The sequence below is a fragment of the Hyphococcus aureus genome, assembly GCF_042643165.1.
GTDB classification, from domain to species: Bacteria; Pseudomonadota; Alphaproteobacteria; order Caulobacterales; family Parvularculaceae; genus Hyphococcus; species Hyphococcus aureus.
The window spans coordinates 1,026,043-1,043,497 of record NZ_JBHRSH010000002.1; the positions used below are offsets into that span (position 1 = coordinate 1,026,043).

The following is a 17,455-nucleotide window of genomic DNA, read 5'->3' on the forward strand; positions in this document are numbered from 1 at the left end:
GGCGTGGTTTAGCCCTCTTTATCCTTTGATGCTAGAGCAGGACAGCCCTCCATTCGGTCGCAGCCGCCCAGCGTCATCCCCCATCTGACGACCTGTCACGGCGCCGAATCACAGCCCGTAACGAGCCATGTCCTGGAGCCAATTTTCGGGAATATCGTTGGCAAAGCGCCTGGCGATCGCTTGATATATGTGGGCGTAGGCGGCGCAGGCGCGCGCCCGCATGTCTTGCGGCATCTCCTCGCGGCCTCCCGACGCATCGCTTCGCGAGGCATTGGAGCGAGTGCTGAACTCCGCCGGTTTGGCCCCTATTCCGGCGAAATGGCAAATTCGATCAACCGCTTCCTGATTGAAGAGATGTTCGTAAAATTCCAGATGGATGCGGTCTTCCCCAAAAACCGATTGCGCTTCCTGTAGCGTCCGCTCGTAGTCTGCAAGCAGCATGAAATCCTCGCGCTCCAAAAGGCGGTCGAACATGGCTTCAATATCAAATTTGGGATTGTGGGTCCGGTTGAACGTCATCGATGACCAAACGCGATCAGCGGGATTACGCATCAAAAAGATCAGCCTCACATCGGGGTGGATTTCCCGCATGAACCGGAATCCATCCTTTCCGAGCATGGAGTAATCTGGCGTTGCCTCGAACAACACAGGCACGCCCTGCGCGCCCCAACTCATGAAACGCAGATATTCGTTCGGATTGGCGATCATTCTGAACCGCAACAACATTGCGTGCAGCCGCTGTTGGATTGCCGGATTGCCGCAGCTCTCCATTGTCAGTTGAGCGGTCTGGCGCTGAAATTCCGCCAGCATCTCTTCTTCATATTTCGCGCACCATTGCGGGACGAAACGCGCATCGAAAAAATGCACTTCCTTTACCGGCGGCACATGGACTTGCGGATGATCGCGCAAATAATCGGCAAGCCATGTCGTGCCTGCCTTTTGAGCGCCTATACAAATGAGCAGCCTCTGCGTCATGCCTTCCCTCGCCGCGATGGGCGCGAAGACATGCGCCGTTGCTATTTGTCTCGTAAAGACTGCTCTAGTCTAGTCAGACTTTGCGAAATGCTTTCTTGACGTAAAAGACTGCGTTGCGCGCAGCCGCCGATCCGCTGGCATTCTTCATACAGAACATCCAGACGCCCCTCCATCCGATCCAGCGCAGCAGACATCGCCTCAAGCTTTGCGGCGAAAGCGTCCACTGTTTGCTGCAGGCGCTTTACGTCCTCTTCTTTCCCGTTATTCGCATCCATGATTTTCCCTCCCTCCGCCATTTGAAGCGTTGCCGCGCCAGAGACTACCCTTGCCGGCACAATATCAGGCAATTATTGCAATAATCGCAATATCTTACTCAAATTGTTGCGTTTTTATCCATCGCAAATCAACTGGAAGCCTTTCATGTTGCTGTCTATGCAACGGGAAGTTGACTGGATTATTGAGGCGCTGGAACGGGATCCTACGAAGACCCAGACGGGACTTGCCGAGGCGCTGGGCATCGACAAATCCGGTGTTTCAAGAATGCTCAAGGGCCGGCGGCGCCTGAAATTCGATGAAGCACAACGCGCTGTCGACTATCTCGGCGTAAGCCCGGGCGTCCTGGAGCGGGCAGGTTTTGAGGAGCCGGACTCCCCTTACCAGACAGAGCCGAGGACCGACGGCAATGCCAGCCTCTTCGCCAGCACCGCCGCCGAGAACGGTCTGTGGCTGCTTGATATGCAGCGCCCGATCGAAAGGCGCCCGCAAGCGCCGGACTTCCTCGGCGCCGACATGACATTTGGCTTTTATGCGCCGGATGACGCCATGGCGCCGCGTTTTCGCACCGGTGAAGTCGTCTGGGCAAACCCGGCCCGCCCGGCAGCCGCCGGCAATGACGCGTTGTTGATGGCGAAAGACGGGCCCGCCAGCGAAACGCCGGCCTATCTATGCCTCCTTCAGGAGAAGACGGCCACGCATTTTCGAATCTCGCAATATGGCGTCGAGGGCGAGCGTGAGCTCCCGGCGGCGCAATGGCGTGCGGCGCATGTCTATGGCAGGGAATAAGCGGTTACGCCGTTATTATCCAAACATTCAGAAAAGGCCCATATTTCTGGTCGGCGCGGCCAGACGGGAACAAGGACATTATGGCGACCAATTACGAGTCCTTTCAGTCTCGCAAACATTTCGCCGGGCTTGATGGCCTGCGCGCCGTCGCTATCACCGCCGTCGTCTGGCATCACAGCGCGCATCCAGATTTTCTGCCCATGTTTGCGCGCGGTTTCGCCGGCGTCGATCTGTTCTTTGTTCTGAGCGGCTTTCTAATCGTCACCCTCCTGCTGCGTGAAAAGGCCCGCGAAGGTCGTATCTCTCTCCGGAATTTCTGGGCGCGGCGATTGCTGCGGCTGGCGCCGGCCTATTATCTCATGCTGTTCGGCCTGCTCGGCGCGTATCTGATCTTCAAACCCGGCGATCCCGACACCGCAAGACTTGCGGAAGGCTTTCCGGTCTATGCTTTGTACCTGTCGAACTGGCTTCATGCTGACGCGAACAATCTGAGCATCACCTGGTCTCTCGCGACAGAAGAGCAATTCTATCTCATCTGGCCTCTCGTCGAGACCTTCTTCGCGCCGGTCGCGGCGGCAGGGTTCTGGGTCGCGGCGCTTACCGTCAACCAGCTGGTCAATTTCGGCGTTCTAGATCCGGCCATCAACGCGGCCTTTGGCGAGGGCGCCGCAAACAGCCGGGAAATTCTCGACTCCACCTTCACGCCCATTCTTCTTGGCGTTGGTCTCGCGCATCTACTCCACCGCGAACAGGGATATTTGCTTGCGCAGCGCATCGCCGGGTTCAAACATGCCCCGCTGGTCTATGCGCTGGCGTTATTGGTGTTGTTCAATATCCCGGCGGCGGACATTTCCGGCGCCTTCAGGCTCGCCATGCATCTTTTGATGACCGCCTGGATTGCATCCATCGTGCTTGCGCCCGGCGCAAAAATCACTTCCGCACTGGACTGGCGGCCGGTCGCCTTTATCGGCGCCGTCAGCTACGGCATGTATCTCTATCATATGTGGTGTGTGCATGTGGCGCGCAGCCTCCTCACGAAACTGAACCTGCCGAATGTATGGCTGGAATTTCCCATAGCGATTGTCGCCACTATCGCCGTCTCCGCAGCGAGCTTTTACCTTTATGAAAAGCGCTTCCTGGATTTGAGAAAACGGTTTCGCAAATAACAACAGAAAACGCCCGGCTGTGACCAATCACAAGCCGGGCGCTTTTTTTCGTCAGAGTGCGTTGAGTTTTAGAGTACGCGCTCTTTGAGGTCTTTCGACGGACGGAATGCAACTTTCTTCGAAGCTTTGATCTTGATCGCTTCGCCAGTCGCCGGGTTCCGGCCCATACGTGCGGCGCGGTGACGGACCTGGAGAATGCCAAGACCGGAGATGCGCAGCTTCTTGCCTTTTTTCAGGTAGCCGCCCATGCGATCGATGAAATCGGCGACAATGGTTTCAGCCTGTTTCTTCGGCATCTCGTAGACTTCGGCGAGTTCAGCCGCGAGGTGCTTCAGCGTCAAAACATCAGGCAGCGCTTTTTTAGCAGCTACTTTTTTCTTAGCCGGGGCTTTCTTGGCAGGCGCCTTTTTAGCAGCTGCTTTTTTCTTAGCAGGAGCTTTTTTAGCCGGGGCTTTTTTTGCAGTTTTCCGTTTAACGGCCATTTTCAGTATCCTTTGTCAGTCCATGAATGCGGAAAGCAGCCAGAAACACGGGGGTTTTGCCTGCTGTATCTGCATTATTGCGTATGATTCGCCGTAGAGTGAGACCCTAAAAAACGCATTTATGCCCATAAAATCGAGCTTTTTACGCCTTTTGTGACCTTCTTTTCATGATCCATTCAAGATCGGGGTGCTTTCCGACCAGAAAATGGTACTCCGCGACCTTCTCAAAACCGTAGCTCTGATAGAGCTTTTGTGCGCCGGCGTTCTCCGAAAAGACGCCGATATAGGTGTGATCGAAATGTCTTTCGATCCAGTCCAGCGCAATATTGAGGAAGGCCTTGCCAACCCCTTGTCCCTGACATTGAGGCAACAGATAGAGGCGGCAAAGCTCGCCTGAATTTTCCGGCATGTCCGGCGCGGGCAGACTGCACGGCGCCGCCGTGCAATAGCCGATCATCTCTCCGTCGGGCGTTTCCGCCACCCACGCAGCCGCCTCCGGGTCGTTCAGGAAGTCTTCAAAATAGTCGACCGAGTGATTGTATGTCAGAAACTCTTCAAGATCCTCCGGCGCATAGAGATGCCCGAAGGTGTCTTTGAACGTCACGGCGCCAAGCCGGGAAAGCGCTGGCGCATCAGCGACTGTCGCCCGCCGGATTTGCGCCATCTTATTCCGCCGCGGCGACCGCCACATGTGGACGGTCATTGCGGTAGGTGTTGATGCGCTCTTCGATCTCGTGACGGAAGTGGCGAATGAGGCCCTGCACCGGCCACGCGGCGGCGTCGCCCAGCGCGCAGATAGTGTGACCCTCAATCTGCGTCGAGACTTCGAGCAGCTTGTCGATCTCTTCGGTTGTGGAATCGCCCACAACCATGCGTTCCAGGACTCGCCACATCCAGCCGGTGCCTTCGCGGCAGGGCGTGCACTGGCCGCAGCTCTCGTGCTTGTAGAAATAGGCGAGACGCGCGATGGCGCGGACCATGTCGGTCGACTTGTCCATGACAATGACCGCCGCCGTGCCGAGCCCTGAGCGATGATCGCGCAGCGCGTCAAAATCCATCAGCACATCATCGCAGATGTTTTTCGGCAGACAGGGCACGGAAGACCCGCCCGGAATGATCGCTTTCAGATTGTCCCAGCCGCCTTTGACGCCGCCACAATGGACGTCAATCAGTTGCTTCAACGGAATCGACATCGCCTCTTCGACATTGCACGGACGATTGACGTGGCCGGAGATCGAGAAAATTTTGGTGCCGTGATTGTTCTCGCGCCCGAATTTACGGAACCAGCCTGCGCCGCGGCGCAGGATCGTCGGCGCCACGGCAATCGATTCAACATTGTTCACGGTCGTCGGGCAGCCATAGAGCCCCGCGCCCGCCGGGAATGGCGGCTTGAGGCGCGGCTGGCCCTTCTTGCCTTCAAGGCTTTCCAGGAGCGCCGTTTCCTCGCCGCAAATATAGGCGCCGGCGCCGTGATGGAGATAAAGGTCGAAATCCCAGCCGGAACCGGCTGCGTTCTTGCCGAGGAGGCCCGCCGCATAGGCTTCGTCCACTGCGGCCTGAAGGTTGTTGCGCTCGTCCACATATTCGCCGCGCAGATAGATGTAACAGACATTCGCCTTCATCGCGTATGACGCAATCAGGCAACCCTCGATGAAGAGATGCGGATCGTGACGCATGATCTCCCGGTCTTTACAGGTGCCGGGTTCTGACTCGTCGGCGTTGACCACGAGATAATGCGGACGGCCTTTCACTTCCTTCGGCATGAAGGACCATTTGAGACCTGTCGGGAAGCCTGCGCCGCCGCGCCCGCGCAAACCGGAATCCTTGATCTGCTGGATTATCCAGTCATGCCCGAGCGAGATCAGGTCCGCCGTGCCGTTCCAGGCGCCGCGCTGTTTCGCCGCCTCAAGACGCCAGTCCTGAAGGCCGTAAAGGTTCGTGAAAATCCGGTCTTTATCTTCGAGCATGTTCAACCATTCGAAATTTGAGAAAACTTACTTCCTACCCGATACCCGGCGCCAAGGGCACGATCATAATCATGCCTACAATCGCCAGAATCATAGCTAACCGTTCATTCCCGGTCATGAAAGCGATTGCCGCCGCGGCCCACAAACTCAGTCCACAAAGCAGCAAAAACCAAAGAAACCGTTGTTTCATCTTCGGGCCGCTCGCCGGGTTGTCCGGATCAAGCTCGGGAATGTAATGCGGGCTTTGTTCGCGCTCACTCGCCATGACCGCCCCCGCCCGCTTTCGCCTGAAGCGATTTGCCGTGTTCATTGAACCAGCGAAAAAACATCGGTCCGAAAACAATCGCCGTTCCGATAACGCCGCCAATCAGGATGGAGAGATTGTCGGTGTAAAGATACGCCCCGACGACCGCGATCAGCATGACGCCTTCGAGAAGGGCGATATTGATCAACCCCTTCACGGCTTCCTTGCGCTTGATGTCGTCTGGCGTTTGCACGTCGTCTTTACTCCGCCGGCTCAACCTGAATGTGCCACCACTCTTTTAACGACCGTACGGTCTTGGCGTCCGCGAAGGCGCACAAGAACACGCCGTCAAGCTCGATCGCATTCTCACCGGAAGCGCTGGAGAACGCCGCATGCCATTGCGCCAGGCACGTATCGTCGTAGCAGGTCAAAATCTCATACGTAAAACGAACATCGCGCTGATCGGCGGTGACGCCGGACCAATATTCTTCAATCGCGGCCCGCCCCACCATCGCGTCATCAAAGGGCGATTCCTGATAGGTGGCGTCGTCAGTGAAAAGCGCGCCGGCCTTTTCCGCATCGCGCATCTCCCACGCTTCTTTGTAGCCATCGAGCCAAGCGGCGAAATCCTGCGTCGACATTTCAGCCGAGGCCGGCTGCGCCACGAAGCACAAGACCGCCGCAATGGCGGCGTTTCGCGCTATGTGTTTCATAGTCTTCATCATTTCACCTCAAGCGTTTCGGGCCTGTCAGCGGCGCTTACTCCGCCGGTTCTTTCGGCGCGGAATTCGGAATCTCTTTCAATGGCTGTGCGTAAGAACCGTCATAGAGGGACGGATCGGTGAGCGAGGTATTGTCGCCTTCCGGATCGGATGTGTGGCGGTTCGGATGCTGTGTCCCGATTTTCACTTCTTCGCCGCGAGCGAGTTTCGCCAGCAGGTCTTCGAGAATTTCCGGCGTCAGGTCTTCGTAGTAATGATCGCCATGTTTGGTTGAAATCTGGACCATTGGCGCGTTGGCGCACGCGCCGAGGCATTCGACTTCAAGCCAGGAAAACTTGCCGTCCGCCGAAACATGGCCTTCTTCGCCAATCACCTTTTTGCAGGTTTCGCGCAGGCCGTCAGAGCCGCGCAGCATGCACGGCGTCGTGCCGCAGACCTGAACATAAAACTCACCGGCGGGCGCGAGGTTGAACATCGTGTAGAAGGTCGCGACCTCATAGACGCGGATGTAAGGCATCTCCAGCTGGCGGGCGATCGTCTCCATCATCGGGATCGAGCACCAGCCCTCCTGCTTCTGGCCGCGCCACAGGAACGGGATCACGCAGGAGGCCTGGCGGCCTTCCGGATATTTCTTCATCTGCGCGTCGCACCAGGCCTTGTTCTCTGGCGTCCATCCAAAGGACGCGGGCTGGTCTTTCGCGGGACGGCGGCTCGCCATGGGCGGTTCTCCTAAAGGGTCGGCAAATCTGGTGTCTTCGCTCCGGGGACACATAACTGATTGGCCGCAAAACAAAAGGGCTTACGGCGTCGCGGATGCCTGTTTCCGCGCGGTTTGGGATGGTCGTCGGCGCGGCCCGCGCCATTCTTCACCCGCGTAATTGCTGGCGTTGCGGTTGATGTGGCGCCATTTGACATATCCTGCTCCGTCATACTCTTTACCGGCTCGCCGCCGCTCGTTTGCCCCGGACGCGATCCGGGTTCCACGGCATCGATTGACTGCCTGAACCCTTATCCTGAAGCGCGAGGGCAAGTGACGGAGCGACTATAAATCAGGACCGGAACCGGTGGATAACTCTTCACCAAACCTCAAAAAACCGCCCGAATTCAACAGATTTGAGGTATTTTTCGCCATTGACGGGTGGCTTCCCTTGCCCGGTTTACGGGGGCGAAGGCCTATTCCAGCTCAATTTCATTGAGGGCCGCCGCGTCCTCAAAACAGCCGAGGCAGATGACCCCGATATTATCCGGTCCGAGGGCGTCAAATTCCTCTTGGGAGAGGCTATTGCACTGATCGCAGACCGCATCCCAGACGCCGTCCGGCCCCCGGCTCCACCAGAAGCCTTTCGGCTCGCCCTCGCGGATCGACTCAATGATATGCACGCAGACAAAGGTCTGGGGCTGTTCGCCATGGGTGCCGCAGGTGACGGATGGGACTTTCATGACATTGCATTCAGTAGGGTGGGCTTCAGCCCGCCATGGGAACAATCAGCATGCATAGTTTTGGCGGACTAAAGGCCCGCTCTACTCACAATCATCAAGAAGCTCATCCACTTCCTTTTGAAGCTCTTTTATCATTGTCCGGTTATCATGAATTTCTTGAGTAAGAAGACTGAGCTGTTTAGTCACCATGTCCATTACCACATTTAAACGCAATATATACGTCAACAGTAACTGATCAGACTTTGTGTAATCGTGCTCTTCTCGTGCTTTGGACACCGCCAAATCCCCTCTTTCTATGAGAGGTAACAAGTCTGCAATTTCTTGGCGCAATTGTTCCTTGTCGCTATCCAAATTTCTCTCCTCGATTATCTCATCGATCAATCTCACCGAACACGATGTCGAGCGAGCCTAGGATCGCCGAGACGTCCGCCAGCATGTGGCCGCGATTGATCCAGTCCATGGCCTGCAGATGCGGATAGCCCGGCGCGCGGATTTTGCAGCGATAGGGTTTGTTGGAGCCGTCGGAGACGAGATAGACGCCGAACTCGCCCTTGGGGGCCTCGACCGCCGTGTAGACTTCGCCCGCCGGCACATGGAAGCCTTCCGTATAGAGCTTAAAGTGATGAATGAGGGATTCCATGTTCCCTTTCATCTTCTCGCGCTTGGGCGGCGCGACCTTGCCGTCCGTGGTCATGACCGGGCCCGGCGTTTCGCGCAGCTTCGCAATCGCCTGTTTCATGATGTGGACGGACTGATACATCTCCTCCATGCGGCAGAGATAGCGGTCATAACAATCGCCGTTTTTGCCGATGGGAATTTTGAAGTCATATTCGTCATAGGACTCGTAAGGCTGCGCCCGGCGCAAATCCCACTGAATGCCGGAACCGCGCACCATCACGCCGGAAAAGCCCCACTGGAACGCTTCTTCCTGCGTCACCACGCCGATATCCACATTGCGCTGTTTGAAGATGCGGTTGTCGGTGATGAGGGTTTCGATGTCCTTCATCTTTTGCGGGAACTGATCGCACCATGCGTCGATGTCGTTGATCAGCTCTTCGGGCAAGTCCTGATGAACGCCGCCCACGCGGAAATAAGCCGCGTGCATGCGCGAGCCCGACGCGCGCTCATAAAAGATCATGAGTTTTTCGCGCTCTTCAAAACCCCAGATCGGCGGCGTCAGCGCGCCCACATCGAGCGCCTGCGTCGTGACATTCAGAATATGCGAGAGGATGCGGCCAATCTCGGAGAACAGGACGCGGATATGCTGCGCGCGTTTAGGCACTTCCAGCCCAAGCAGCTTTTCCGCCGCCATGCAGAACGCATGTTCCTGGTTCATGGGCGCAACGTAATCGAGGCGGTCGAAATACGGGATCGCCTGAAGATAGGTCTTGTATTCGATCAGCTTTTCAGTGCCGCGATGCAACAGCCCGATATGCGGGTCGACGCGCTCCACGATCTCGCCGTCAAGCTCCAGCACGAGGCGCAAAACGCCGTGCGCCGCCGGATGCTGCGGCCCGAAATTGATCGTGAAGTTACGTTCCGACGAAGCGTCGGAGGTCGAATCTTCGGGGGCTATATGTCCGTCAGCCATTCTCGTTTTCCTGTCCGCCGGCGAACATTTCCATTGTCTGCTGGCCGGTTAGTTTCTTCCTGTCGCCGGCAAAGGCGTAATAATCGGGTTTTTCATCGATGAAGATTTCCATCGTGAAGTTCGCGTCCGACAGATCATCGAGCGCGCCGGCGTGAACGCTGTGATGCGAACCGTCGCGCAGGCGGTAAAAAAGATTGGAGCCGCAGTTTTTGCAAAACAGGCGCTCAGCCCAGTCCGAAGACGCATAGACGCCAAGCTGGCGGTCATCTTCAATCACCGGCGCGGCGGTGAGATTGACCGCCATCAACGGCCCGCCGATGCGGCGCTGGCACATGCTGCAATGACAGGCGTCCACATGCATGCCGTCCTGCTCGATTTTCGGCGCCGCCTTGAATTTCACCGCGCCGCACTGGCACTTTCCGGTCCGCTCCGCCATGATCTATTCCTTCTTGGCTTCCGCTTTCTCGTCGCCCGGCAGCACATATTGAGCGCCTTCCCATGGGGACAGGTAATCGAAATTGCGGAACTCCTGAACCAGCTTCACCGGCTCATAGACAACGCGTTTTTGTTCGTCGTCATAGCGGACTTCCACATTGCCGGTCAGCGGGAAGTCTTTGCGAAGCGGGTAACCTTCAAAGCCGTAATCGGTGAGGATGCGGCGAAGGTCCGGATGGCCGGAGAAGACGACGCCATACATGTCGAACGCCTCGCGCTCGAACCAGTCCGCGCAGGGATAGACGTCGGTGATCGTCGGAATGGTTTCATCCTCGCCGATTTGCGCTTTCACCCGGATGCGGGCGTTATTGTGCATCGACAGGAGATGATAGACGACGTCGAAACGCTTGGCGCGCTGGGGATAGTCCACCGCCGTCAGGTCGATCATCACCAGAAATTTCGCCAGCGGATCGTCGCGCAGAAACTGCATCACATGCACGATGCGGTCGGCGCGCACCTCAATCGTCAGCTCGCCATATTCCACCCGCCAGGTGCGGATGTCGGCGTCTATGGTCGCGGCGATATGTTCGCCCAGTTCTTTCAGTTCTTCAGACATCGATTACTCTGGCTTGTTTCGAGACCCAGCTTTGAGAACAAGAAATATGACGGCGATTAAGAGCGTCACTACGGAAAATGCAGTAATTACAGGGATTACGTTGGCCTCAACTACATCAAAATAGCCCAAGGCAAACATGGCAGGCGCAAGCACGAGGAGAAGGAATGCCAGTCCATAGTTCCGTATCCTGTTCTTCTCCTGCATCATTTCGCTACCTCACAATCGAGCCTTCACGGCGGATTTTCTTCTGCAATTGCAGGATGCCATAGACCAGCGCTTCCGCCGTCGGGGGACAGCCCGGCACATAAATGTCGACGGGAACGATGCGGTCGCAGCCGCGCACCACCGCATAGGAATAGTGGTAATAGCCCCCACCGTTTGCACATGAGCCCATGGAGATGACGTAACGCGGGTTCGGCATCTGGTCGTAAACCTTGCGCAGCGCCGGGGCCATCTTGTTGGTCAGCGTGCCCGCAACGATCATCACGTCCGACTGGCGCGGGGATGCGCGCGGCGCGAAGCCGAAACGCTCCACATCGTAGCGCGGCATCGACGCCTGCATCATTTCAACGGCGCAGCAGGCGAGACCGAAGGTCATCCACATGAGCGAGCCCGTGCGCGCCCAGTTGATCAGCGCATCCGCCGGCGCCGTGATGAAGCCGCGATCGGCAAGCTGGTCGGAAAGCTCGCCAAAGAACGGGTCCTTCGCGTCCGGGTTATAGCCCGGCGCGCCGACGCGCGCCGCCGTACCGTAAGGAAGTTTGGATTGGTCTAGCGCCATTCCAGCGCTCCTTTCTTCCACTCATACAAAAAGCCGACGGCGAAGACGGCGATAAAGACGAACATCGACCAGAAGGCGAAAAGCTGGAAATCGCGGTCGGCGCCCAGTTCCGGATTGAACAGGGTCACCGCCCAGGGGAACAGAAACGCCACGTCGAGATCGACAATGATGAACAGGATCGCGACGATGTAGAACTGCACGTCGAATTTCATCCGCGCGTCATCGAAGGCGTTGAAGCCGCATTCATAGGTGGAGTTCTTTTCCGGGTCGGGGTCGTTGGGCGCGATGATCGCCGGGGCCACAAGGAAGCCCAGCGCCAGCGCCACTGAAATCCCGAAGAAGACAATGATGGGTAGCCAGTCGAGCAAAAAGTCGGCGGTCGCCAAGGGACATCTCCTAGAAAGGTCACAGGCCATGCGCCCAAGGTGAATGCTGGCGCAGACTCGGGGCGGAACCTAGAAAGGTGCGTCGCCAAAGGCAACGCGAATCCGAGGGTTTTCCGGCCTTTGGGACAGAAATGAGACGGAAAACCGCAGCATCGCCGCGTCCCTTGCGAAACGCTTTCCAGGCGAATCCGGCGCTGGCGCAGCGATCAGGGTTTTGGCGACGCCGGACGCGCCTCGCCTCGGTCTATGACGAACCAGTCGCCGCCCTTATAGCGCCGCTCGATCATCCAGTCATATCCCGCGCCGTCGGGCAACAGCGTGGTCTTTGTTCTCGCGTCAAACGACCCGAACCGGTCGGTCCCGGAAAAGCTTGTGCTGTAGCCGGTTTCATCGAATTTGACGTCTTGCGACGTGGCCGACCAGGTCGATGATCCTGCCGCAAAAAAATGCTGATCCATCTTGGCCTTTGCGGGATTGTAGGTCCGGATTACCTGGCCGAAGAACTTCCCGCTCTCCGCTTCATACCAGTCGGCCTTGATCCCGAGACCGTCAAAGGTCGGCGACGTCTCCACGACAAAGTACAGCGTGGCGAGCTCTCCCGGCCCCTTCATGACCGAATTCACCACGTCCCAGCGGCCAATCTCCGGTTCAAAGTGTGATAGTTGGTGGCGCGCGGCCTCCGCTGGCGCAGGCGCCGCTTCAGCCTTGAGCTCCTGGACCTGCGCTGCGGCGGCCATCACCGCCACCGCAAAAAATCCGTAATCCTTCATGAGCTTCACCCCCCGACAGCTCTGATTTTATTGCTTTTTATTCATTTTCCTCAGGGACATCCTCAATCCCTTCAGGAAAATCCCCTTCCTGGCCCTGACGCAGATAATCGTCCCAGTTCTCCATTTCCCAGAAGCGTTCATCGAGCAGCCCGGCGCGAATCGTTTCCGGAAGGTCTTCAGCGCTCAGGGCCTTCTGGGCGTCGCGGTCAGCGGCGAAGGCGGCGAGATTGGCGATGTCGTCGGCCGTCAGATAAATGGTGTAGCCAAGCTCAATCGCCTGAAGCTCAATCATCGCCGGGGCGCCGCGCCACATCCGGGCGGCGAATTCCAGCGGATCGACGGCGGGCCCGCCAATTTCAGCGTCAAGCGCCGGAGCAGCCTTGCCCCCCACGCCGTTGACGGAATGGCAAATGACGCAGCCTTTTTCCACAAAGAGGGTCCGTCCCAGCATGGGGTCCACATCGCGCTTGACCGCAGGTTTCAGGCTGACTGGCGCGTGCTCTGCGCCATCGGCGGTGGAAGTCGTATTTTCAGCACCGCAACCTGCGAGCGCTGCAACCGCAGCGATCGCGGCCAGTTTGGCGATAGTTTTCCCCATATCTTTCATCCCTATATCCCGCTTGGCCTTATTCTCGCGCCGATTCAGCGAGGCCGCAATGTGGCAAAGATGAAACTCAGGAAACCCGCTCGGAGCGCATTCCGAAAAGTGGGAACCGATTTTCAGGCAAAATACGCGACAAAATCAAAAACTAGAGAATGCCGGGAAGGTTGAGCTGTTTTTCCCGGGCGCAGGCGATAGCGTCTTCATAGCCGGCGTCGGCGTGGCGCATGACGCCGCTGGCCGGATCGTTCCAGAGGACGCGCTTCAGGCGCCGGGCGGCGTCTTCCGTGCCGTCGGCGACGATCACCATCCCCGCATGCTGGGAAAAGCCCATGCCCACGCCGCCGCCATGATGGAGCGACACCCAGGTGGCGCCGGAGGCGGTGTTCAGGAGCGCATTCAACAGCGGCCAGTCGGATACGGCGTCGGAGCCGTCTTTCATGGATTCCGTTTCGCGATTGGGGCTCGCCACCGAACCTGAGTCGAGGTGATCGCGGCCGATCACCACCGGCGCTTTCAACTCGCCATTCGCCACCATCTCGTTGAACGCCAATCCCAGACGATGACGATCGCCCAAGCCCACCCAACAGATGCGCGCGGGCAGGCCCTGAAACGCGATCCGCTCGCGCGCCATGTCGAGCCAGTTGTGAAGATGTTTGTTGTCGGGGAGCAGCTCCTTCACTTTTTCATCGGTGCGGTAGATGTCTTCCGGATCGCCGGAAAGCGCGGCCCAGCGGAACGGCCCGACGCCACGGCAGAATTGCGGACGAATATAAGCCGGCACAAAACCCGGAAAATCGAACGCGTCTTTGAGGCCTTCGTCAAAAGCAACCTGACGGATGTTATTGCCGTAATCGAGCGTCGGCACGCCGGCGTTCCAAAAATCGAGCATCGCCTGAACTTGGATTTTCATGGAGGCGCGGGCGGCCTTCTCCACCACTTTCGGATCGCTTTCGCGTTTGGCTCGCCACTCGCCCATGGTCCAGCCAATGGGAAGATAGCCGTTCACAGGATCATGGGCCGACGTTTGATCTGTCACGATATCGGGTTTGACGCCTCGTTTGACGATCTCCGGAAAAATATCGCCCGCATTGCCGAGAAGGCCGACAGACTTCGCCTCTCCCGCTTTGGTCCAGCGCTCGATCATCTCCAGCGCTTCATCAAGCGTTTCGGCTTTCTCGTCGACATAACGCGTGCGCAGCCGGAAATCGATCGAGTCCGGATTGCACTCAACGGCGAGACAACATGCGCCAGCCATCACCGCCGCGAGCGGCTGCGCGCCGCCCATGCCGCCAAGGCCGCCGGTCAGAATCCATTTTCCTTTGAGGTTGCCGTTATAGTGGCGCCGCCCGGCTTCGACGAAGGTTTCGTAGGTGCCCTGAACAATCCCTTGTGTGCCGATATAGATCCACGAGCCCGCCGTCATCTGGCCGTACATCATCAGGCCTTTTTTATCGAGCTCGTTGAAGTGGTCCCAGTTCGCCCAATGCGGCACGAGATTGGAGTTTGCGATCAACACGCGCGGCGCATCTTTATGGGTTTCAAAAACGCCGACAGGTTTGCCGGATTGCACCAGCAAGGTCTGATCCTCACGTAAGGTCTTGAGGGTTTCCGTGATCGCGTCGAAATCCGCCCATGAACGAGCCGCGCGGCCAATGCCGCCATAAACCACAAGCTCGTCCGGATTTTCAGCGACGTCGCGATCGAGATTGTTCTGGATCATGCGGAACGGCGCTTCCGTCGTCCATGACAGACAGTTCAGCTCCGTACCCGTGGGGGCTTTCACATCGCGCTTGTTTGCAAATCGGTCAGTCATCTCCGGCTCCGTTCAAATGTCCGTCAAGCGCAAGCTGTTCGATGCGCTCCAAAATCTGTTTCAGGGTTGCGCGCAGCTTTTCAGCTTTCGCGTCACTGTAGGTAAAAGGCGCCGCCTCGCTTTCGAGATAGGCGCTCTGCGCGATTTCCATCTGGATCGCATGAACGCCATGCGCTGGATCGCCATAATGGCGTGTTGTCCAGCCGCCGCGAAAACGCCCGTTCACCACATAGGAAAATTCCGACGCGACGCAGACATCGGCGACCGCTTCTTCAATCGCCTTCGCGCAGGTGGCGCCGTTATTCGTGCCGATATTGAGATCAGGCAAGGTTCCATCAAACAGATACGGAATCTGCGACCGGATGGAATGACAATCATAGAGAACCGCAACGCCATGGGCGTCGCGCGCGCGATCAATTTCGGCGGCGAGCGTCAGATGATAGACCGCGTGAAAATCCATGCGGCGACGCTCAATCTCTTCATCGGTGGGGGGCGCATCCCAGATCGCTTCGCCATCGAAATCAGTGAGCGGCACGAGACCAGTCGTATTCTGACCGGGATAGAGACTGGCGCCGGACGGATCGCGATTGGCGTCGATGACATAGCGATGGAAGTCGGCGCGCACGATTGTCGCGTCGGGCAAAAGGCCATCATAGAGCCGGTCCACATGCCAGTCTGTGTCGGCCAGCGTTCGGCCGCGCGCATTAAGACGCGCCATGATTTCATCCGGAACGAACACACCGCTATGGGGCTGGCCGAGAATGACCGGCCCCTTGCCGCTTATGACCGTCAGCGGATTCATAATGCGCCCAGTTCAATCGGCGTGACGCCCGCATGATTGGAAAAAACTCTCTGGCGGACAAGATTTTTCAGCGCATCAATGTCATCTGACAAAATCCTGTCATCGCCCATGGGCGCGCAACGTTCGCGAATGGCGACGATGGTTGTTTTCAGCGCCGGGCTGGTCTCCAGCGGCGCGCGCATCTCGACGCCTTGCGCCCCCGCCATGGCTTCAACTGCGATGATGCCGGAGAGGTTTTCATTCATCTCATGTAACCGCCTCGCACCGTGGCACGCCATGGAGACATGGTCTTCCTGATTCGCTGACGTCGGCGTTGAATCAACCGAACGGGGATTGGAAAGCGCCTTGTTCTCGCTCATGAGCGCGGCGGAAGTGACTTCCGCAATCATCAATCCGGAATTCAATCCCGGTTTCGGCGTCAGAAACGCTGGCAAGCCATAGCTCAAGGCAGGATCGACAAGCAACGCAATACGGCGCTGGGAAATCGATCCGATCTCCGACAGCGCAATCGCGATCTGGTCCGCCGCGAACGCAACCGGCTCCGCATGGAAGTTTCCCCCCGATACGATCTCCCCGTCCGCCAGCACCAGCGGATTGTCGGTAACGGCGTTTGCTTCCATTTGAAGCGTCACCGCCGCCTGTCGCAAAAGATCAAGACACGCACCGGCAACCTGCGGCTGACAACGCAAGCAATATGGATCCTGCACGCGTTCATCACCCTCCATGTGACTGGTAATGATTTGCGACCCATCAAGCAGTTCGCGCAAACGCTGCGCGGTTTCAATCTGACCGCGATGACCGCGCAGGGAATGGATTTGCGGATGGAATGGCGCCGCCGTTCCCATCGCCGCCTCAATCGACAACGCACTTGTGGTGACGGATGACATCGCCAGCCGCCAGGCGTCGAACAAGGCGGACAAGGCGAGCGCCGTCGACACTTGTGTGCCATTGATCATGGCGAGGCCTTCTTTGGCCGACAGGATCAGCGGATCGATGTTCTCGCTTTTCATCGCCGCCATTGCCGATTTCATGTCGCCGCGATGAACAACATCACCCTCGCCGATCAGCGCCGCGGTCATATGGGCGAGCGGCGCCAGATCGCCCGATGCGCCAACAGACCCTTGCGAGGGAATGACGGGCAGAATGTCCGCGGCAATAAATTTTTCGATCTGTTCGATCACGTCCCAGCGCACGCCCGACGCGCCGCGGCCGAGCGACAAGAGTTTGAGCGCCATCACAAGGCGCGTCACCCCGGGTGACAATGGCGCGCCGGTTCCCGCGCTGTGGGAGAGAATGAGATTGCGCTGAAGCTGCGCCAGTTCATCATGGCCAATGCGCACAGAGGCGAGTTTGCCGAAACCGGTATTGACGCCATAGACCGGCGCATCGTCCGCGGCCGCTTTTGCAATTTGTTCCGCAGACCAATCAATCCCCGCCCGCGCCGCTCGGTCCAGGGCGAAGGCCGACCCATCCCGATAAAGCTCTTCGAGCCCGACAAGGCTCGCCGCGCCCGGCGTCAGCGTGACCGTCATAGAACCCTCAAAATGCTCTCAGCAGCCTATCCACTGCTTGATATGTGCAGTTTATTGGATATTATGT

The 17,455-nt window shown here is 57.8% G+C and carries 23 protein-coding genes; 2 read left to right on the plus strand and 21 right to left on the minus strand.

The window, feature by feature from the left end:
• Positions 1–108: 108 nt before the first annotated feature.
• Together ACFOOP_RS17890 and ACFOOP_RS17895 are read right to left on the minus strand one after the other, a co-directional pair.
• Positions 109–975: a sulfotransferase family protein gene (locus tag ACFOOP_RS17890; protein WP_379882521.1), complete on the minus strand. Its 867-nt coding sequence runs from the start codon at positions 973–975 to the stop codon at positions 109–111.
• Between the two features lie 41 nt (positions 976–1,016).
• Positions 1,017–1,250, minus strand: a complete 234-nt coding sequence (locus tag ACFOOP_RS17895; RefSeq protein WP_379882522.1) for a hypothetical protein — start codon at positions 1,248–1,250, stop codon at positions 1,017–1,019.
• 145 nt (positions 1,251–1,395) lie between these two features.
• Between ACFOOP_RS17895 and ACFOOP_RS17900 the strand changes: the two genes are divergently transcribed.
• Together ACFOOP_RS17900 and ACFOOP_RS17905 are read left to right on the plus strand one after the other, a co-directional pair.
• The gene (locus tag ACFOOP_RS17900) at positions 1,396–2,037 is read left to right on the plus strand and encodes a helix-turn-helix domain-containing protein (protein WP_379882523.1); all 642 of its coding nucleotides are present in this window, start codon (positions 1,396–1,398) and stop codon (positions 2,035–2,037) included.
• Positions 2,038–2,117: 80 nt separating this feature from the next.
• On the plus strand, positions 2,118–3,203 hold the full coding sequence (locus ACFOOP_RS17905; RefSeq protein ID WP_379882524.1) for an acyltransferase family protein: 1,086 nt from the start codon (positions 2,118–2,120) through the stop codon (positions 3,201–3,203).
• Between the two features lie 68 nt (positions 3,204–3,271).
• On the opposite strand, the gene ACFOOP_RS17910 is transcribed toward ACFOOP_RS17905, so the two are convergent.
• From ACFOOP_RS17910 to hutH, 19 genes are all read right to left on the minus strand, one after another.
• Positions 3,272–3,685 carry an HU family DNA-binding protein gene (locus ACFOOP_RS17910; protein WP_379882525.1) on the minus strand — a complete coding sequence of 138 codons (414 nt, stop codon included), beginning with the start codon at positions 3,683–3,685 and terminating at the stop codon, positions 3,272–3,274.
• Positions 3,686–3,827: 142 nt separating this feature from the next.
• Positions 3,828–4,349: a GNAT family N-acetyltransferase gene (locus tag ACFOOP_RS17915; protein WP_379882526.1), complete on the minus strand. Its 522-nt coding sequence runs from the start codon at positions 4,347–4,349 to the stop codon at positions 3,828–3,830.
• 1 nt (position 4,350) lies between these two features.
• A complete protein-coding gene (nuoF, locus tag ACFOOP_RS17920; RefSeq protein ID WP_379882527.1) occupies positions 4,351–5,652 on the minus strand; it encodes an NADH-quinone oxidoreductase subunit NuoF in 1,302 nt (433 codons plus the stop codon).
• A gap of 34 nt (positions 5,653–5,686) precedes the next feature.
• Positions 5,687–5,917 carry a hypothetical protein gene (locus ACFOOP_RS17925; RefSeq protein WP_379882528.1) on the minus strand — a complete coding sequence of 77 codons (231 nt, stop codon included), beginning with the start codon at positions 5,915–5,917 and terminating at the stop codon, positions 5,687–5,689.
• Positions 5,907–6,149 carry a hypothetical protein gene (locus tag ACFOOP_RS17930; protein ID WP_379882529.1) on the minus strand — a complete coding sequence of 81 codons (243 nt, stop codon included), beginning with the start codon at positions 6,147–6,149 and terminating at the stop codon, positions 5,907–5,909. The genes ACFOOP_RS17925 and ACFOOP_RS17930 overlap by 11 nt, the downstream gene beginning before the upstream one ends.
• A 7-nt stretch (positions 6,150–6,156) precedes the next feature.
• Complete coding sequence (locus tag ACFOOP_RS17935) at positions 6,157–6,609, minus strand: nuclear transport factor 2 family protein (protein ID WP_379882530.1); 453 nt, start codon at positions 6,607–6,609, stop codon at positions 6,157–6,159.
• Positions 6,610–6,655: 46 nt separating this feature from the next.
• Positions 6,656–7,336, minus strand: a complete 681-nt coding sequence (gene nuoE, locus ACFOOP_RS17940) for an NADH-quinone oxidoreductase subunit NuoE (protein ID WP_379882531.1) — start codon at positions 7,334–7,336, stop codon at positions 6,656–6,658.
• A gap of 455 nt (positions 7,337–7,791) precedes the next feature.
• On the minus strand, positions 7,792–8,058 hold the full coding sequence (locus ACFOOP_RS17945) for a hypothetical protein (protein WP_379882532.1): 267 nt from the start codon (positions 8,056–8,058) through the stop codon (positions 7,792–7,794).
• Between the two features lie 81 nt (positions 8,059–8,139).
• Complete coding sequence (locus tag ACFOOP_RS17950) at positions 8,140–8,409, minus strand: hypothetical protein (RefSeq protein WP_379882533.1); 270 nt, start codon at positions 8,407–8,409, stop codon at positions 8,140–8,142.
• 19 nt (positions 8,410–8,428) lie between these two features.
• Complete coding sequence (locus tag ACFOOP_RS17955; protein ID WP_379882534.1) at positions 8,429–9,649, minus strand: NADH-quinone oxidoreductase subunit D; 1,221 nt, start codon at positions 9,647–9,649, stop codon at positions 8,429–8,431.
• Complete coding sequence (locus tag ACFOOP_RS17960) at positions 9,642–10,085, minus strand: GFA family protein (protein WP_379882535.1); 444 nt, start codon at positions 10,083–10,085, stop codon at positions 9,642–9,644. Before ACFOOP_RS17960 ends, ACFOOP_RS17955 begins: the two co-directional genes overlap by 8 nt.
• A 3-nt stretch (positions 10,086–10,088) precedes the next feature.
• A complete protein-coding gene (locus ACFOOP_RS17965; protein ID WP_379882536.1) occupies positions 10,089–10,700 on the minus strand; it encodes an NADH-quinone oxidoreductase subunit C in 612 nt (203 codons plus the stop codon).
• Positions 10,701–10,911: 211 nt separating this feature from the next.
• A complete protein-coding gene (locus tag ACFOOP_RS17970; protein WP_379882538.1) occupies positions 10,912–11,481 on the minus strand; it encodes a NuoB/complex I 20 kDa subunit family protein in 570 nt (189 codons plus the stop codon).
• A complete protein-coding gene (ndhC, locus tag ACFOOP_RS17975) occupies positions 11,472–11,867 on the minus strand; it encodes an NADH-quinone oxidoreductase subunit A (protein ID WP_379882539.1) in 396 nt (131 codons plus the stop codon). Before ndhC ends, ACFOOP_RS17970 begins: the two co-directional genes overlap by 10 nt.
• 206 nt (positions 11,868–12,073) lie before the next feature.
• Complete coding sequence (locus tag ACFOOP_RS17980; RefSeq protein ID WP_379882540.1) at positions 12,074–12,637, minus strand: hypothetical protein; 564 nt, start codon at positions 12,635–12,637, stop codon at positions 12,074–12,076.
• Positions 12,638–12,674: 37 nt separating this feature from the next.
• Positions 12,675–13,235: a c-type cytochrome gene (locus tag ACFOOP_RS17985; protein WP_379882541.1), complete on the minus strand. Its 561-nt coding sequence runs from the start codon at positions 13,233–13,235 to the stop codon at positions 12,675–12,677.
• A gap of 151 nt (positions 13,236–13,386) precedes the next feature.
• Positions 13,387–15,054: a urocanate hydratase gene (gene hutU / locus ACFOOP_RS17990; protein WP_379882542.1), complete on the minus strand. Its 1,668-nt coding sequence runs from the start codon at positions 15,052–15,054 to the stop codon at positions 13,387–13,389.
• The gene (gene hutG / locus ACFOOP_RS17995) at positions 15,047–15,856 is read right to left on the minus strand and encodes an N-formylglutamate deformylase (RefSeq protein WP_379882543.1); all 810 of its coding nucleotides are present in this window, start codon (positions 15,854–15,856) and stop codon (positions 15,047–15,049) included. The genes hutU and hutG overlap by 8 nt, the downstream gene beginning before the upstream one ends.
• Positions 15,853–17,388, minus strand: coding sequence for a histidine ammonia-lyase (gene hutH, locus ACFOOP_RS18000; protein ID WP_379882544.1), 1,536 nt, complete (start codon positions 17,386–17,388; stop codon positions 15,853–15,855). The genes hutG and hutH overlap by 4 nt, the downstream gene beginning before the upstream one ends.
• Positions 17,389–17,455: the final 67 nt, after the last annotated feature.

What these genes read in the sequence shown, in the direction of transcription:
- ACFOOP_RS17890 (WP_379882521.1), bottom strand. Translation starts at nt 975, where the DNA reads ATGACGCAGAGGCTGCTCATTTGTATAGGCGCTCAAAAGGCAGGCACG.
- ACFOOP_RS17895 (WP_379882522.1), bottom strand. Translation starts at nt 1,250, where the DNA reads ATGGATGCGAATAACGGGAAAGAAGAGGACGTAAAGCGCCTGCAGCAA.
- ACFOOP_RS17900 (WP_379882523.1), top strand. Translation starts at nt 1,396, where the DNA reads ATGTTGCTGTCTATGCAACGGGAAGTTGACTGGATTATTGAGGCGCTG.
- ACFOOP_RS17905 (WP_379882524.1), top strand. Translation starts at nt 2,118, where the DNA reads ATGGCGACCAATTACGAGTCCTTTCAGTCTCGCAAACATTTCGCCGGG.
- ACFOOP_RS17910 (WP_379882525.1), bottom strand. Translation starts at nt 3,685, where the DNA reads ATGGCCGTTAAACGGAAAACTGCAAAAAAAGCCCCGGCTAAAAAAGCT.
- ACFOOP_RS17915 (WP_379882526.1), bottom strand. Translation starts at nt 4,349, where the DNA reads ATGGCGCAAATCCGGCGGGCGACAGTCGCTGATGCGCCAGCGCTTTCC.
- nuoF (WP_379882527.1), bottom strand. Translation starts at nt 5,652, where the DNA reads ATGCTCGAAGATAAAGACCGGATTTTCACGAACCTTTACGGCCTTCAG.
- ACFOOP_RS17925 (WP_379882528.1), bottom strand. Translation starts at nt 5,917, where the DNA reads ATGGCGAGTGAGCGCGAACAAAGCCCGCATTACATTCCCGAGCTTGAT.
- ACFOOP_RS17935 (WP_379882530.1), bottom strand. Translation starts at nt 6,609, where the DNA reads ATGAAACACATAGCGCGAAACGCCGCCATTGCGGCGGTCTTGTGCTTC.
- nuoE (WP_379882531.1), bottom strand. Translation starts at nt 7,336, where the DNA reads ATGGCGAGCCGCCGTCCCGCGAAAGACCAGCCCGCGTCCTTTGGATGG.
- ACFOOP_RS17945 (WP_379882532.1), bottom strand. Translation starts at nt 8,058, where the DNA reads ATGAAAGTCCCATCCGTCACCTGCGGCACCCATGGCGAACAGCCCCAG.
- ACFOOP_RS17955 (WP_379882534.1), bottom strand. Translation starts at nt 9,649, where the DNA reads ATGGCTGACGGACATATAGCCCCCGAAGATTCGACCTCCGACGCTTCG.
- ACFOOP_RS17960 (WP_379882535.1), bottom strand. Translation starts at nt 10,085, where the DNA reads ATGGCGGAGCGGACCGGAAAGTGCCAGTGCGGCGCGGTGAAATTCAAG.
- ACFOOP_RS17965 (WP_379882536.1), bottom strand. Translation starts at nt 10,700, where the DNA reads ATGTCTGAAGAACTGAAAGAACTGGGCGAACATATCGCCGCGACCATA.
- ACFOOP_RS17970 (WP_379882538.1), bottom strand. Translation starts at nt 11,481, where the DNA reads ATGGCGCTAGACCAATCCAAACTTCCTTACGGTACGGCGGCGCGCGTC.
- ACFOOP_RS17980 (WP_379882540.1), bottom strand. Translation starts at nt 12,637, where the DNA reads ATGAAGGATTACGGATTTTTTGCGGTGGCGGTGATGGCCGCCGCAGCG.
- ACFOOP_RS17985 (WP_379882541.1), bottom strand. Translation starts at nt 13,235, where the DNA reads ATGGGGAAAACTATCGCCAAACTGGCCGCGATCGCTGCGGTTGCAGCG.
- hutU (WP_379882542.1), bottom strand. Translation starts at nt 15,054, where the DNA reads ATGACTGACCGATTTGCAAACAAGCGCGATGTGAAAGCCCCCACGGGT.
- hutG (WP_379882543.1), bottom strand. Translation starts at nt 15,856, where the DNA reads ATGAATCCGCTGACGGTCATAAGCGGCAAGGGGCCGGTCATTCTCGGC.
- hutH (WP_379882544.1), bottom strand. Translation starts at nt 17,388, where the DNA reads ATGACGGTCACGCTGACGCCGGGCGCGGCGAGCCTTGTCGGGCTCGAA.